Source organism: Sodalis sp. RH21 (genome assembly GCF_047324175.1).
Lineage (GTDB): Bacteria > Pseudomonadota > Gammaproteobacteria > Enterobacterales > Enterobacteriaceae > Acerihabitans.
The window spans coordinates 5,125,079-5,139,426 of sequence record NZ_CP178732.1 but is presented as its reverse complement, the minus strand read 5'-3'; the positions used below and the strand labels follow the sequence as shown (position 1 = coordinate 5,139,426).

The following is a 14,348-nucleotide window of genomic DNA, read 5'->3' as shown; positions in this document are numbered from 1 at the left end:
CTATCTAGGCAATTACTCATTTTGTGAGCTTATGCTCATCACCATTTCGCGAGGTAATATACATTATGGCAACAGTAGAACACTTTACCTGGATGCATATCGGTGCCGGTTCATTCCATCGCGCGCACCAAGCCTGGTATCTGCATCGCCTGCTGGTACAGGGCGATCAACGCTGGTCCATCGCCCTGGGCAATATTCGCGACGATGCCAATCAATTGCTGGATATCCTGGCGGCGCAAAAAGGGGAATACGCACTGGAAACCGTGACGCCGGCAGGGGAGCGCAGCTATGAAAAGATCACTTCCATTCGCAAAATCATCCCCTGGGACGAGCAACTGTCAGCGCTGGTTGAGCAAGGCGCGGCCGCGGATACGCGCGTGATTTCCTTTACCGTGACCGAAGGCGGGTATTACCTCGATACGCATTTTAAACTGGATCAGGCCAATCCGGAACTCCAGGCCGATCTGAAGGGCGGCGCCCGCACCATTTATGGCACGATCGCGCGGATTCTCGGTACCCGCCGCGCCCGTGACACCGGCGGCGTCACCCTGCTGAGCTGCGATAATGTGCGCCACAACGGCGAACGCTTCCATGAAGGGCTTACCGAATTCCTGACCCTGCGCGGCGAAACCGAGCTGCTGGCCTGGGTGAAAACCCATACCACCACGCCGAACACCATGGTCGATCGCATTACGCCGCGTCCGGCCGCCGATATCGCCGGCCGCGTCAAAGAAAAACTGGGCATGGACGACCGGGCGCCGGTCATGGGCGAATCCTTTATTCAATGGGTGGTGGAGGATAACTTTATCGCCGGGCGTCCCGCGCTGGAAGATGTCGACGTCGAGATGGTCGATTCGGTCGTGCCCTATGAAGAAGCGAAAATCCGCATCCTCAATGCCAGCCATAGCTGTATCGCCTGGGCCGGCACGCTGATCGGCCAATCCTATATCCACGAAAGCACCGGGACCGACGATATCCGCCAGATGGCCTATGACTATGTGACGCAGGATGTGATCCCCTCGCTGACCCCAAGCCCCCTGGATCTCGCCCAATACCGCGACGTCGTGCTGGAGAGATTTAGCAACCCCTACATTCGCGACACTAACCAGCGGGTGGCGGCCGATGGCTTTTCCAAGATCCCGGGCTTTATTACCCCGACCCTGATTGAATGCTACGGCCGCGGCCAGCAGCCCAAGGCCACCGCCGTATTGCCGGCCCTGTTTTTCATCTTTATGCGCCGCTGGCATAAAGGAGATCTGCCTTATGCCTATCAGGACGGCATTCTGGATGAGGCGGCCACCCACGCCATGTTCGCGTCGGCCGATCCCATCGCGCAGTATGCCCGCGATGCCAAGCTGTTCGGGCCATTGGCCGCCAAAGGGGAATTCGAGCAGTTGCTGCGCGAAACCATTACCCGGCTTGATGCCTGGGTGAAGGCGAATGCTCCGATGGCCGCCAGCCATTAATTCATCACATCTAACGTAGAGGGAGCGATTATGTATCTCGGTCTTGATTTAGGCACCTCGGAGATAAAAGTCGTCATTATTGATGACGCTGGAACCCTGGTCGCGAGCGAAGGCGAACCGCTGACCGTGCAACGTCCGCACCCGCAATGGTCGGAGCAGGACCCGGAACAGTGGTGGACGGCCACCAATCGGGCCATTGCCCGGCTACGCGCCCGGCACCAGGACCTATGGGCGGGCATTCGCAGCATCGGCCTGTCCGGCCAGATGCACGGCGCGGTATTGCTCGGCGCCGGCGACCAGGTTCTCCGTCCGGCCATCCTGTGGAACGACACCCGCAGCGCCCTTGAGTGCCAGGAACTGACCGATCGGGCGCCTGAACTGCACCGCATCGCCGGCAACCTGGCCATGCCCGGTTTTACCGCGCCCAAGCTGCTGTGGGTGGCTAAACACGAGCCGGCGGTTTTCGCCCAAATCCAGACCGTGCTGTTGCCGAAAGATTATCTGCGTTTGCTGATGAGCGGCGAAAAAGTATCGGACATGTCCGATGCGGCGGGCACCCTCTGGCTGGATGTCGCCAAACGGGACTGGTCGGATTCGCTGCTGCACGCCTGCGGCCTGAGCCGGGATCATATGCCGTCATTGGTGGAGGGCTCCGCGCCTTCCGCCACCCTGACGGCCGCCGTCGCCCGGGAGTGGGGGCTGTCTGAAAACGTGGTCATCGCCGGCGGCGGCGGTGATAACGCGGCCAGCGCGGTGGGGATCGGCGCGGTGAATACCGGCGATGCCTTTATTTCCCTGGGCACCTCCGGGGTGATTTTTGCCGTAAACGAAAGCTTCCGGCCCAATCCTCAGTCGGCGGTACATGCTTTTTGCCATGCCCTGCCGAACCGCTGGCACCAGATGAGCGTCATGCTCACCGCCGCCAGCGCCCTGCGCTGGCTGTGCCAGATATTGCGTACCGACGAACCCACCCTGTTGGCTGAAGTAGCCGCGCTGAGTATAGAAGAACAGCAGCGGGCGCCGATCTTCTTGCCTTATCTTTCCGGCGAGCGCACGCCCCATAACGATCCCATCGCCAGCGGGTCGTTCCACGGGCTGACGCACTCCACCGAGCGCGCCTCTTTGGCCTACGCGGTGCTGGAAGGGGTGGCGTTCGGCCTGGATGACGGACTGGAAGTGATGAAACAGGCCGGCAGCAGGATCGAACAATTTTCACTGATTGGCGGCGGCGCCCGTAGTCCCTGGTGGGCGCAGCTGATAGCCGATGTGGTCGACATCCCGGTGGTGACCCATAGGGACGGCGCGGCCGGCGGCGCCCTGGGCGCCGCGCGCCTGGGCTGGCTGGCGGTGGGCGGCAACGAGGCCGAGGTTTGCCGTAAACCGGCGATCCATACCCGTTTCACCGCCGGAACCGACCGGGCCGAACAGCTGCGCGGTCGTTTGGCCCGCTACCGGCTGTTTTACCGCCAACAGGTGGAGGCCAGGAAACTGGTGCTATAACCCATAACGTTTCCCGGCCCAAACGCGGTTGCCGCGGGTCGGGAAGCCTATAAGTACGGCGTTTTACCAGCGCAAATACCATAAGAAGTAGACGGTTTCGCCCTACCAACGTCTACCCCAACGCCATAAAAGAGAAGGAAGGATACAGATGAAAAAAGTATTAGTGAGTCTTCTGCTGGCTGTCGCATCGGTGGCGGTTTCCGCCCATGCCGAAGATAAAATCAAAGTTGGTTTTGCAAACCGGACCCTCAATGGTGCCTTTTTCAACGGCCTGACCGAGTATATGAAGATTCATGCCAAGGAACGCGGCTACGATCTGATTACCACCGATGCGCGTGGGGACTTAAATAAGCAGATCTCGGACGTTGAAGATATGATTTCCCAGGGCATTAATTATCTGGTGCTCAATCCGCAGGACCCCGAAGCCGGCATGCGGATTACGCAAATCGCCAAACGCGCGAATATTCCCACCGTTATTCTCGATAGCGATATTTCCCTCGATGCGCCGGTCATTACCCGCGTGCAGGCCAATAATGCCAAAAACAATATCGCCATCGGCGAATATGCGGTGGAGCAGTTCGGCAACAAACCGATGAATTGCGTCCTGATCAGCGGCAACCAGGGCAACCTGGTGGGCGAAGCGCGTCGTTCCAACTTTATCCGCGGCGTAATGGAAGCGCAGCTCCGCAAATATAACCAAACCAATCTGACCATTGTCAGCCAGGGGTGGGGCAACTGGGATCAACAGGGCGGTCTGAAGGCCATGGAAGATATCATCGTCGCCCAGGGCAACAAAATTAACTGCGTATATAGCGAAATGGATGACATGGCGCTCGGCGCGATACTGTCGCTAAAAGGGGCCAATAAGCTTCAGGATGTGAAAGTCTTTGCCCACGACGGTTATAAGAAAGGACTGGAAGCAGTAGAACGCGGCGACCTGCAGGCGACGGCGGCCAATAACCCCAATACCCTGACCAATACCGTATTGGATATTATCGCCAAATATCAGGCCGGCAGTAAAGACTTCCCTGATTACGTCTACACCCCGACCGTATTGATCACTAAAGATAACGTAAAACAAGTCTACGATCCTAAATCACTTTTCTAAAGTCTTCCCCCCCTTGTCAGCAAGGGGGGCTGAAAATGAGGTATTTTCATGGACCAGTATGCAGTCGTTATCGATAAGGTAAAAAAAAGTTTTGGCGGCGTCCATGCGCTAAAAAGCATTGATTTGAAAGTGAAGAAAGGCAGCATCCACGCCATCGTGGGAGAAAACGGCGCGGGTAAATCCACCCTGATGAAGATTCTGTCCGGCATTTATATTAAAGACAGCGGCACCATCTACATCAACGGTAAGGAGGTCCATTTCACTTCGCCAAAACAGAGCCGGGAAAATAATATCGGTATTATCTATCAGGAGCTGGCACTGGCCCCCGACCTCACCGTGGCGGAGAATATTTTTCTGGGCGACCTGGGCTTTGGCGGCCAGTTCGTCAATTGGAAAAAAATGAACCAGAAAGCCGGCCGGGTATTATCCAACCTCGGCTTTCATATTCCACCCACGGCGCGGCTCGGTACCCTGAGCGTCGCTTACCAGCAAATGGTCGAAATCGCCAAATCGCTGGCCCGGGACGTGAAAATATTGATCCTGGATGAACCGTCGGCGGTATTGTCGAACCGGGAAATCGATATTCTGTTCAGTCAGTTGAAGCTGCTTAAAGGCCAGGGGGTCACCATCCTCTATATTTCCCACCGGCTGGATGAAATATTTGCCATCGCCGATGCGATTACGGTGATCAAGGATGGTGAAACGGTTACCGACCTTGACCCCAAAACCTGCACGGAAGATGACATTATTTCCAGCATGGTGGGGCGTAAATTTGAAAACCTTTATCCGCCCAAAAATATTCCCCAGGAAGAAACGGTACTTGAGGTTTATGGCATGTCCACCAAGTCGCTGTTAAAAGATATCAGCATTACCGCCAAAAAAGGTGAAATCGTCGGTCTGGCGGGATTGGTGGGTTCCGGGCGTACGGAAATTTCCCGTTGCCTGTTTGGCCTGGATCGCATGACCGCCGGCAGGGTTGTTAAAAACGGCAAGGAAATCACTATTCGCCACCCGGCGGATGCCATGCGCCAGGGTATTGGCCTGGTGCCGGAAAGCCGCAAAGAGCAGGGCGCTATTTTATCCCGGCCTATCCGGGAGAATATGACGTTATCCAATTTAAAGCGCGTTTGTTACAGGTTCGGCATTATAAATTACCGCAGCGAAAGAGCGTTTAGCGAACTGTCGCGCAAACGCCTGGCGATTAAATTAGGTTCGGTGGAGGACCCTATTTCCAGCCTCAGCGGGGGCAACCAGCAAAAAGTGGTGATCGCCAAATGGCTGGCCACCGAATGTGATTTGCTCATCCTCGATGAACCCACCCGCGGCGTGGATGTGGGCGCCAAGGTGGAAATTTATAACGTCATTCATGAATTAGCCGAAAAGGGCTACGCCATTATTGTTATTTCTTCAGAAATGATCGAGGTGATTTCCTTATCTCATCGGGTTTATGTCATGAGCGAAGGCACCATAACCACGGAATTGCAGGGCGATCAAATTACCGAAGAGAACATCATGAGATTCGCCATACCTAAACGCGCTTTAGTGTAGCTGAGGAAAGATTATGGAAACGGTAAACAATCCCACGAAAACGACGGGCTTTGCCTTGCGGACCAAAGTACTGAAGTTTTTTGCCAACAACTCGACGTTACTGGTATTTTTTGTGATGTTGATTGTCGCCAATTTTTTATCCGATCGCTTTTATAGCCCGGAGAATATTACCAATGTATTAAGGCAGAGCGTTCCGCTCGGACTGGCGGCGATCGGCATGCTGTTCGTGATCCTGACCGGCGGCATCGATTTGTCGGTGGGGTCGATCATGGCGCTGGTCTCGGTGGCCGTGGCGCTGCTGATCCCTGAAATCGGGGTTATCCCGGCCATTATCGCCGGCGCCGGCATCGCCACGCTGGTGGGGGCAGCGGCCGGGTGCCTGGTGACGTTCTTTAATATCGCCCCGTTTATCGCCACGCTGGCCATGATGACCATCGCGCGCGGCGGGGCGCTGATTGCCGCCAAGGGCCAACCGATCTTTATCGACGACGTGTCGTATGTGAATTTCGGTACCGGCTACTTTTTAGGGCTGCCGCTGCCGGTCTATGTGTTTATCGCCTTTGCGATCCTGGCCCATTTTGTCTATCAATATACGGTATTCGGCCGGCTGGTGATTTCCATCGGTTCCAACGAAACCGCCACCCGTTTTGCGGGCGTCCGGGTCGACTGGTATAAATTCGCCGTGTATGCCCTGAGCGGATTGGCCTGCGGCCTGGCCGGCGTGCTGGCCTCCACCCGTACGGGCGTGGGGTCGCCGGTGATGTCCATCGGCTTCGAGCTGGATGTGATCGCGGCGGTGGTGGTGGGCGGCGCCAGCCTGGCCGGCGGCCGGGGCACGGTGGTTAATACCATTATCGGCGTGCTGATCCTGAGTATCATTTCCAACCTGATGAATTTGATGAATATCTCCGGCTATAACCAGCAGGTGGTTAAAGGCGCCATTATTATCATCGCCGTGATGCTGGAAAGCTTTAAATCCCGGGCGCGTGCCTGAGGACGCTAGCGGTCCGCGCTAGCTAAACCGGCCCCGGCGCGCGGGATTATCATGGCGCCGGCGCGCCGGTCAGCGGCTGGCACTGGCCGTAAAGCGCGCGAAAACGCGGATACTGGCCGGTGTAGTAATGATGGCTTTGCGCGTCTGACTCAATGATTTCGCCGAAACGCACAAACGCGCTCGCGCCGTTCCAGTCCGTGCTTAAACCGGTACCGATGGCGGCGGTCCAGGCGGCGCCCAGGCATGAACCGGGATGTCCCACCAGGCGCAGCAGCGGCACGCCGAGCACGTCGGCCACGATTTGCATCCATAAGCGGCTGGCCGACCCCCCGTCGGAAACGATGTAGCGCCGGGTGGGGTAACCGATATCATGCAGGGTGTCGATATGATGTTTAATGGCGTAGGCATAGGCTTCCAATAACGCGCGCCAGATGTGGCCGGCGTCATGGGACAAGGTCAGGCCGAACAACACGCCGCGCGCCGCCGGATCGTGCAGCGGGGTTTTTTCCCCCAGGAAGTAGGGCAGGCACAACACGCCCGCGGCGCCCGCGGGACGCTGCTGCGCCAGGCTATCAAGGTATTGATGCAGGGATAATCCGGCCTGCTCCGCCGCCGCCCGGTGCTGGCCGGCAAAGTTTTCCGCAAACCAGTTCAGGCCCGAGCCGCCGGTGGACATACAGCCGTTGGGCATATACATGCCGGGGATCAGGTGATAATCGAGGTACAGGCGCGCGTCCGGGTTTACCGTGGCGGCGGCGGTCAGAACATCCACCGAACCGCCGAATTTCAACAGCACGTCGCCCGGTTGAGTGACCCCGGCCCCCAGCGCGGACGCTATCATGTCCGCCGCCCCGCCAATAACCGGCGTGCCGGCCGCCAGACCGGTGAACCGCGCCGCCGCCGCGCTGACCCGGCCCAGGATTTCATGGGAGGGTACCAGGCGCGGCACGGCCCGGCGGGGCAGGTGGGCCACGGCTATCTGTTCGTCGTCGAGGCGATGGGTGGCGATATTGATAAAACCCGCTTCCAGCGCCCAGTTTTGCTCAACCGCCTTTTCGCCGGTCAGCCGCCAATTGATAAAATCATAGGAGCCGAACACCGTGGCGATGCGCGCGTGGATCTGCGGTTCGTGCCGTTCGATCCAGCGGATCTTGGCCCCGACCAATTGCTGGTTGATGCCGTTGCCGCTGCGTTTGATAAACGCCGTTTCATCCTGCTCGGCGCGGATTTCGGCGACCTGCTGGCCGCAGCGGCCGTCGCTTTGCTGGATACTCGGGCGCAAAACCTGCCCGCGGTCGTCAAGCAGCACCACGGCGGGCAGCATGCCGGTGACGCCGATACCGGCGATGGCATCGGCGCTGACGCCGCCGCTGGCCAACAGCTCGCGGCAAATCTCGCCGACGTTGTGCCACCACTGTTCGGGATCTTCCTCGGTCCAGCCCGGCTGCGGCGAGGACAACCGCACGGGACGTGAGACTATGCCCAGCACCCGATCCGGCAATTGAATCAACATGCCGATAGTGGAAGTGGTTCCTATATCAATACCCAGCAAGCAGTTCATGCGTTCTCCCGTCAATCGCCGCGGCGGCGTTGGTTAGCGCAGCCCTTCTACCACGTCCATGAAGCGTTTGACCCGATCGCCGTCAACCGCGTTCCAGGTATTGCCGTCAATTTTGAAATGCGTGCCGATGATCACGCCGCTGGCCAGGCTCAAGACGTCGCGCACGTTATCGATATTGGTGCCGGTATTGGCGAACACCGGTACGTCGGTCACCGCTTCGCACACCTTGCGCAGATGGGATTGGTCCGCCGCTTCCCCGGTAATCGGACCGGAGACCAGAATGGCGTCGGCCAGTGAAGAAAACACGGCGCTGCGCGCCCGCAGTTCTATCGGCCGGCTATCCAGCGAGTGGGCGAATTCGGCATTAATATTAAACAGCAGCTTCATATCGTCGCGGCCCAGGCTGTGCCGCAGGCGGGACGCGGCGGCGCAATCGGGCTGCCAGATACCCATATCCGAGGCGAAGACGCCGGTAAAGATTTCCCGCACGAAGCTGGCGCCGGTGACGGCGCCGATGGCCACGCTGGCCTTGGGGTCCCATAGGTAATTGACGCCGAACGGCACTTTCAGTACGGGCTTGACGGCCTGTACCACCGCCGACATGGCGGCCACGCCTTCCAATGCGGCGTTGAATACATAGGGCCGGTCGTTTTCATTGCCGAACATAATGGCATCCACGCCGCCGGCCTGCAATTTTTCCACGTCGGCCAATACGTCGCCTATCAGCTTATCAATGCCGCCATCGGCATCGTAAAGCGGAGAACCCGGCAATGCGCCGATATGCGCCATGGCGATAACGGCTTTTTTCTTAGTACCTAAAAATTCAAAAATCATAGGACGCTCCAGACGATGTAATTGGGAAGGCGTGCTTCACTTCCACCTATCAGCAGGCTTCGGGCAAAGGCGGGGCGATGACCACCTTAACTTTTGCCGCCTCCAGCGCCAGGGCGATGGCCGGCGGCGGCGAACTTTCGGTAATCAGCATGTCCACGCCCTGTAATGGGGCGATATTGACCAGGGACATGTGTTGGAATTTTGAGGAATCGCACAGCACCACCTTGAAACCCGAGCGGTTGAGATACAGCCGCTTCAGGTCGACATCCTCAAAAGAGTAATCGTAAATACCGCTACAGGTGATGCCGGACACCCCCACAAAGGCGATATCGAACCACAACTGTTCAAACTGGGCGATGGCGGCGGGGCCGCCTACGGCCATTTCATCGCCGCGCATATGTCCGCCCGCCAGGTAGATTTCCGGCGCGCCGCTACTCATGCGGTGGGCAATGCGTACGCTATTGGTGAATATTTTCATCCGATTGCGTTCCAGCAGCCTTTCCGCCACCAAAAACGTGGTGGTGCCCACGTCCAGCGCCACGGTGAGATAACCGCAGGCAATCTCCGCCGCGACCGCCGCAATGCGCGCCTTGGCTTCGCAGTTTTGTATCAGGCGCGTATCAAAGCTGGGTTCTTCGCGATCCATGGCCACCGGCGTGCTGTTTTCGGGCAATACCGCGCCGCCGTGGATGCGCACCAGCTTGCCTTCCGATTCCAGCTCCACCAGGTCGCGGCGGATGGTCATATCCGACACGTCCAGTTCGGCGGCGATGCTGCTTACCGACACGGAACCCTGCTGCACCAGGGTTTCAATGATATATAACTGCCGATCCTGTGCCAGAAGCTTGATACGCTCCGGCTTTTGCTCATATGCCGGTAGCTCGTCTCGATTTGCATTCATGCCGATGTCCATTTTAGCCGTGATGTTCGAATTGATGCGATATTCAAACATTTATTCAAACATAATACGGATTATTAAATTTATATCAAACAAATCGTAGATTGATTTGTTTTGATTTGTTTGTTTATTTGTTGTAGATAATAGTACATCACTTAAAGGAGCGCAAAATGACCAATGAGAACCCCAGCCCCTGTCAGTTTCCCGGCCTGGCGGGACAGTCCGCCGTCGTCACCGGCGGCGCCGCGGGCATCGGCCGGGCCATTGCCCGCGCGCTGATGGCCCAGGGCGTTCGCGTCGCCATCGGCGATATCAATGAAGTATTGGCTAAACGCACCGCGGAAGAACTGGGCGGCGATACTATCGGTTTTTATGTGGATGTCCGTTCCCGCCAGTCCGTGGCCGACGGATTCGCCCGGGTGAACGATGTCTTCGGCAGTTTTCAGATTTTGGCGGCCAACGCCGGGGTCTCAACCATGCAGCATGCGTTAAAACTCACCGATGAAGAGTGGGATTTTAATTTTGACGTCAACACCAGGGGAATTTTTCTTACCAACCAGATTGCCGCCCGCCAGTTCGTGGCCCAGGGGCAGGGCGTCATTGTCAATACCGCTTCGCTGGCGGCCAAGGTGGGCGCGCCGCTGCTGGCCCATTACTCCGCCAGTAAATTCGCCGTGCTGGGCTGGACTCAGGCCCTGGCGCGGGAATTGGCGGGCAAGGGCATCCGGGTCAATGCCGTATGTCCCGGGTTCGTCAAAACCGGCATGCAGTCCCGTGAGATAGAATGGGAAGCCGAGTTGCGCTCCATCACGTCCGAGCAGGTGATTGATGATTATATCCGTCAAACGCCCCTGGGACGCCTGGAGACCCCGGAAGATGTGGCCGACGTGGTGGTGTTTTTGTGTTCCGACGCCGCCCGGTTTATGACCGGCCAGGGAATAAACGTGACCGGGGGCGTATATACTGGTTGAATATCAAACAAAAAGTAACATTATAAATAATTTCGAACAGCGATCCTCAGGAGCGGATGAGGTAGATGATTTCTTTCAGCTTTCAGTATAAGCAACCGTTTGCCATTCTTTAACTGTGACAGCTTACCGTGACAGCTGACCGTGGCAGCGGAGGACATTTGCACCAGCATCGGGGGAAAAGCCTATGGCTTCGATCGAATTGCAAAATGTTTCGAAAATCTATCAAAGTAATCAATACAGCGTGCGGGATGTTAATTTAACCATCCATGATGGCGAATTCGTAATATTTCTCGGCCCGTCCGGTTGCGGGAAATCCACCACGCTGCGCATGATTGCCGGTTTGGAAAGTATTACGTCCGGCGAATTGCGCATTAACGGGCAAAACGTTAACCGGGTGGCCCCCCGGGACCGCAATATCGCGGTGGTATTTCAAAGCTATGCCCTATACCCGCATATGACCGTGGCGGAGAATATGGCCTTCGGCCTTAAAATGCGCGGCACCCCTACCGATATTATCCGGCAAAAAGTTGCCGAAACCGCCGCTATGCTCGGGCTGGACCAATTATTGCATCGCAAACCGGCCGCGCTATCGGGCGGCCAGCGCCAGCGGGTAGCGCTGGGACGCGCAATTGTCCGCGAACCCCAGGCCTTTTTACTGGATGAACCGCTATCCAACCTGGACGCGCAGCTGCGCGCCGAAATGCGCACCGAATTAATAAAACTTCACCGCCGGCTGGGTAAAACTATGATTTATGTGACCCATGATCAGGTTGAAGCCATGACTATGGGCGATCGTATATGCATTATGCGTGATGGTTATTTGGTGCAAAGCGGCAAGCCGCTGGAGGTTTATGCCAATCCGGCCAATATTTTCGTGGCGCGTTTTCTTTCCTCGCCGCCGATCAATTTACTGCCCTGCGTGGTGCGCGCCTGGGCCAACGGCGTATCATTGATGCTCACCGAGGGGTGCCGTATCCGGGTGTCGGATTATGCCCAGGCGGATTACCGCCGCTATGACGGCCAAACGGTGACCCTGGGTATCCGCCCGGAAGATTTTCACGCCCGCCAGCTCGATCCGAATTGGCAGCCTTTGCAATTTAAAGTGACCGCCGTGGAAGCGCTGGGGGCGGAAAATATCGTCACCGGCACCATTGACGATGTCCGGTTTGTCGTACGCCTCGACCGGCACACCTTGCCGGCGCCGGGCGATACCATTACTTTGTATATGGACCCCGATCCGCTGCATTTATTTGATAGCCATACCGGCGACGTTTTGCCGCGCCGGGCTTCGCCGCCGCTCGCCAGCTAATTACCGGGGGTCACGGTCATGCTACGCAAAATCGCACTGCATGTTGGACTGATTATCGCTTGTATCGTCGTGATCTTGCCGCCGCTTTGGGCGCTGCGCACCAGCCTGGTGCCCGAATCCATGGCTTATAGCACCGATATTTTCCCCGCCTGGTCTTGGGAGAATTATCGGGGACTTATCAGCAATAATAATTTTTTGACCCATTATGGCAACAGCCTGATTGTCTCGTTTGGTTCGGTTGTCCTGGCGATGCCGTTCGCCGCGGCCACCGGTTATGCGTTCGCCCGTTTCAAAACCGGCGGGCCGGCGGCGCGTTTTATTATGCTGGCGACGCAAATGCTGCCGGCGGTGGCGCTGGTGTTACCGGCCTTCGCGTTATTGCGCACCTTGGGCATGACTAACTCCCTGACGGGTTTAACGCTGGTGTACGCCGCGCTGAACCTCCCGTTTCTCACCTGGATTTTAATGGGGTTTTTTGAAGGTATTCCGGTCGATCTGGAATGGGCGGCCATGACCGACGGCGCCACGGCCTGGGGCGCTTTTCGCCATATCGTTCTGCCGGTTTCCCTGCCGGGTCTCGCCGCCGCCGCGGTGCTGGGTTTTATTCTTTCCTGGAACGAGTTTTTATTTGCCTTGGTCCTTAGCGGGCCGCAAACCGCCACTATTCCGGTGGCGTTGGCCGCGTTGCAAACCTCCAATGGCGTACAAATAGGTAAAGTCTCGGCCGGCGTGGTATTGGCCATTTTACCGTTGATTATCGCTTCACATTTTATCCAGCGTTATATAGTCAAAGGACTGACTTTCGGCAGCGTTAAGTAGTGGTGCCAGCGTATTTTTTCACTCGAAAAAACGTCTATCCAGACGAAACAGGAGACAGCCATGTTGCTAAAGAAAAAATTATTATGCTTATCAGGTTTGGTCATATTATCCGCCGCCATGGGGGCGCAAGCCAAAGAAGTGGTATTGCGCGCATTAATGGAAGATGTCCCGGAAACCCACATTATCGAACAAATGCTGCCGCAATTTGAAAAAGAAAGCGGAATAAAGGTTGAGTTTGAAAAAATCGGTTATGGCGATATGCATGATAAGCTGGTCTCCCAGCTGATTGCGCCGCAAAGTTATTACAATCTGCTGGAGGTGGATTTCCTGTGGGCCGGCGAGTTTCCCGCCGCTAATTGGCTGACCGATCTCACGCCAATGGTGAAACAGTCAAAATTCGATACACCGGCGTTTATACCTTCCACCGTTTCCCTACTTAATCACGATAAAGAAAAATTATATATACTGCCCATGTATAACTATTCCATGGGCCTGATTTACCGCACGGATATATTGGCGGACAAAACATTACAGAAACAATATCAAGCCGACATAAATAAACCCCTGGCCCTGCCGCAGACGTTGGCGGATTACGTGACGCTGGCCAAATATATTAAACAAAAGCAGGGCATTGCCGGCGCGGCCATGCAAGGGCAACGGGGCGACCCCAATAGCATGGAGTTCTCTAATTATCTGTTTGCCGCCGGCGGCGACTATCTGGACGAGAATAATAAAGTGGTGTTAAACAGCCCGGCGGGTAAGCAGGCCCTGACATTATATGTCGATGCCATCAAGAATGCCGCCCAGGCCGGGGCGCTATCCGCCACGCTCGACGATACCATGCGCCTGATGTGCAGCGGTAAGGCCTTTAGCATGATTACCTATTGGTGGATGCTGCCGCAGCTGGATAACGAGAAAGCATGCCCGGCGGTGGCCGGTAAGCTGGCGCTGGCCACGATGCCCGGCGGCCATGGTGAAAGCGGCGGCTGGGGCTGGGGTATTCCCAGCAACGTTTCGCCGGAGGAAAAACAGGCCGCCTGGACCTTTATCCAATGGGTGCAAAGTAAAAAAGTCGAAACCCAGCGGGCGCTTGAGGGGCATGCGCCGGTGCGCGCCGATGTGTATCAGGACCCTGAAGTTCTGGCTAAATTCCCTTACTACCAGACCGCGCAGCAGGTAGTGGCCAGCGGCAAATCCTTCCCGATCTTTACGTATTCCGCCCAGTATGAGGATGTGCTCGGCACCCAGCTTTCCCAGGTGGCCGGCGGCAACGGGAGTATCGATGGCGCCCTGGCGGAATCGGCCACGCAGCTTGAAAAGCTGATGAAAAAGTGATCAAC

Annotated in this window: 12 protein-coding genes; 9 read left to right on the top strand and 3 right to left on the bottom strand. The window is 56.7% G+C overall.

Features of this window, described 5'->3' with window-relative positions:
- Positions 1–65 precede the first annotated feature (65 nt).
- From dalD to ACL2XP_RS23725, 5 genes are all read left to right on the top strand, one after another.
- Positions 66–1,466, top strand: coding sequence for a D-arabinitol 4-dehydrogenase (gene dalD, locus ACL2XP_RS23745; protein WP_413735789.1), 1,401 nt, complete (start codon positions 66–68; stop codon positions 1,464–1,466).
- Between the two features lie 30 nt (positions 1,467–1,496).
- Positions 1,497–2,966: a xylulokinase gene (gene xylB / locus ACL2XP_RS23740; RefSeq protein ID WP_413735788.1), complete on the top strand. Its 1,470-nt coding sequence runs from the start codon at positions 1,497–1,499 to the stop codon at positions 2,964–2,966.
- Between the two features lie 148 nt (positions 2,967–3,114).
- Complete coding sequence (locus ACL2XP_RS23735; RefSeq protein ID WP_413735787.1) at positions 3,115–4,074, top strand: substrate-binding domain-containing protein; 960 nt, start codon at positions 3,115–3,117, stop codon at positions 4,072–4,074.
- Between the two features lie 48 nt (positions 4,075–4,122).
- Positions 4,123–5,622 (top strand): sugar ABC transporter ATP-binding protein, encoded by a 1,500-nt coding sequence (locus ACL2XP_RS23730; protein ID WP_413735785.1) that lies wholly within the window; start codon positions 4,123–4,125, stop codon positions 5,620–5,622.
- Positions 5,623–5,737: 115 nt separating this feature from the next.
- Positions 5,738–6,616, top strand: a complete 879-nt coding sequence (locus ACL2XP_RS23725; RefSeq protein ID WP_413739273.1) for an ABC transporter permease — start codon at positions 5,738–5,740, stop codon at positions 6,614–6,616.
- A gap of 49 nt (positions 6,617–6,665) precedes the next feature.
- Here ACL2XP_RS23725 and ACL2XP_RS23720 read toward each other — a convergent pair whose 3' ends face one another.
- Genes ACL2XP_RS23720 through ACL2XP_RS23710 form a run of 3 tightly spaced genes read right to left on the bottom strand, consistent with a single transcriptional unit; the run spans position 6,666 to position 9,912 of the window.
- The gene (locus tag ACL2XP_RS23720; RefSeq protein WP_413735783.1) at positions 6,666–8,177 is read right to left on the bottom strand and encodes an FGGY-family carbohydrate kinase; all 1,512 of its coding nucleotides are present in this window, start codon (positions 8,175–8,177) and stop codon (positions 6,666–6,668) included.
- A 33-nt stretch (positions 8,178–8,210) separates the two neighbouring features.
- The gene (locus ACL2XP_RS23715; RefSeq protein ID WP_413735782.1) at positions 8,211–9,011 is read right to left on the bottom strand and encodes a BtpA/SgcQ family protein; all 801 of its coding nucleotides are present in this window, start codon (positions 9,009–9,011) and stop codon (positions 8,211–8,213) included.
- A gap of 49 nt (positions 9,012–9,060) precedes the next feature.
- Positions 9,061–9,912, bottom strand: coding sequence for a DeoR/GlpR family DNA-binding transcription regulator (locus tag ACL2XP_RS23710; protein WP_413735781.1), 852 nt, complete (start codon positions 9,910–9,912; stop codon positions 9,061–9,063).
- A gap of 167 nt (positions 9,913–10,079) precedes the next feature.
- Between ACL2XP_RS23710 and ACL2XP_RS23705 the strand changes: the two genes are divergently transcribed.
- The 4 genes from ACL2XP_RS23705 to ACL2XP_RS23690 all read left to right on the top strand — a co-directional run bounded on the left by ACL2XP_RS23705 (position 10,080) and on the right by ACL2XP_RS23690 (position 14,343).
- The gene (locus tag ACL2XP_RS23705) at positions 10,080–10,880 is read left to right on the top strand and encodes an SDR family NAD(P)-dependent oxidoreductase (protein ID WP_413735779.1); all 801 of its coding nucleotides are present in this window, start codon (positions 10,080–10,082) and stop codon (positions 10,878–10,880) included.
- A gap of 184 nt (positions 10,881–11,064) precedes the next feature.
- A complete protein-coding gene (locus tag ACL2XP_RS23700; protein WP_413735778.1) occupies positions 11,065–12,189 on the top strand; it encodes an ABC transporter ATP-binding protein in 1,125 nt (374 codons plus the stop codon).
- An 18-nt stretch (positions 12,190–12,207) separates the two neighbouring features.
- Positions 12,208–13,008, top strand: coding sequence for a carbohydrate ABC transporter permease (locus tag ACL2XP_RS23695; protein WP_413735777.1), 801 nt, complete (start codon positions 12,208–12,210; stop codon positions 13,006–13,008).
- 60 nt (positions 13,009–13,068) lie between these two features.
- Positions 13,069–14,343 (top strand): extracellular solute-binding protein, encoded by a 1,275-nt coding sequence (locus ACL2XP_RS23690; RefSeq protein WP_413735776.1) that lies wholly within the window; start codon positions 13,069–13,071, stop codon positions 14,341–14,343.
- Positions 14,344–14,348 lie beyond the last annotated feature (5 nt).

Coding starts and splice junctions, on each gene's coding strand:
- xylB (WP_413735788.1), top strand. CDS start 1,497: ATGTATCTCGGTCTTGATTTAGGCACCTCGGAGATAAAAGTCGTCATT.
- dalD (WP_413735789.1), top strand. CDS start 66: ATGGCAACAGTAGAACACTTTACCTGGATGCATATCGGTGCCGGTTCA.
- ACL2XP_RS23735 (WP_413735787.1), top strand. CDS start 3,115: ATGAAAAAAGTATTAGTGAGTCTTCTGCTGGCTGTCGCATCGGTGGCG.
- ACL2XP_RS23720 (WP_413735783.1), bottom strand. CDS start 8,177: ATGAACTGCTTGCTGGGTATTGATATAGGAACCACTTCCACTATCGGC.
- ACL2XP_RS23705 (WP_413735779.1), top strand. CDS start 10,080: ATGACCAATGAGAACCCCAGCCCCTGTCAGTTTCCCGGCCTGGCGGGA.
- ACL2XP_RS23730 (WP_413735785.1), top strand. CDS start 4,123: ATGGACCAGTATGCAGTCGTTATCGATAAGGTAAAAAAAAGTTTTGGC.
- ACL2XP_RS23715 (WP_413735782.1), bottom strand. CDS start 9,011: ATGATTTTTGAATTTTTAGGTACTAAGAAAAAAGCCGTTATCGCCATG.
- ACL2XP_RS23695 (WP_413735777.1), top strand. CDS start 12,208: ATGCTACGCAAAATCGCACTGCATGTTGGACTGATTATCGCTTGTATC.
- ACL2XP_RS23700 (WP_413735778.1), top strand. CDS start 11,065: ATGGCTTCGATCGAATTGCAAAATGTTTCGAAAATCTATCAAAGTAAT.
- ACL2XP_RS23725 (WP_413739273.1), top strand. CDS start 5,738: ATGTTGATTGTCGCCAATTTTTTATCCGATCGCTTTTATAGCCCGGAG.
- ACL2XP_RS23710 (WP_413735781.1), bottom strand. CDS start 9,912: ATGAATGCAAATCGAGACGAGCTACCGGCATATGAGCAAAAGCCGGAG.
- ACL2XP_RS23690 (WP_413735776.1), top strand. CDS start 13,069: ATGTTGCTAAAGAAAAAATTATTATGCTTATCAGGTTTGGTCATATTA.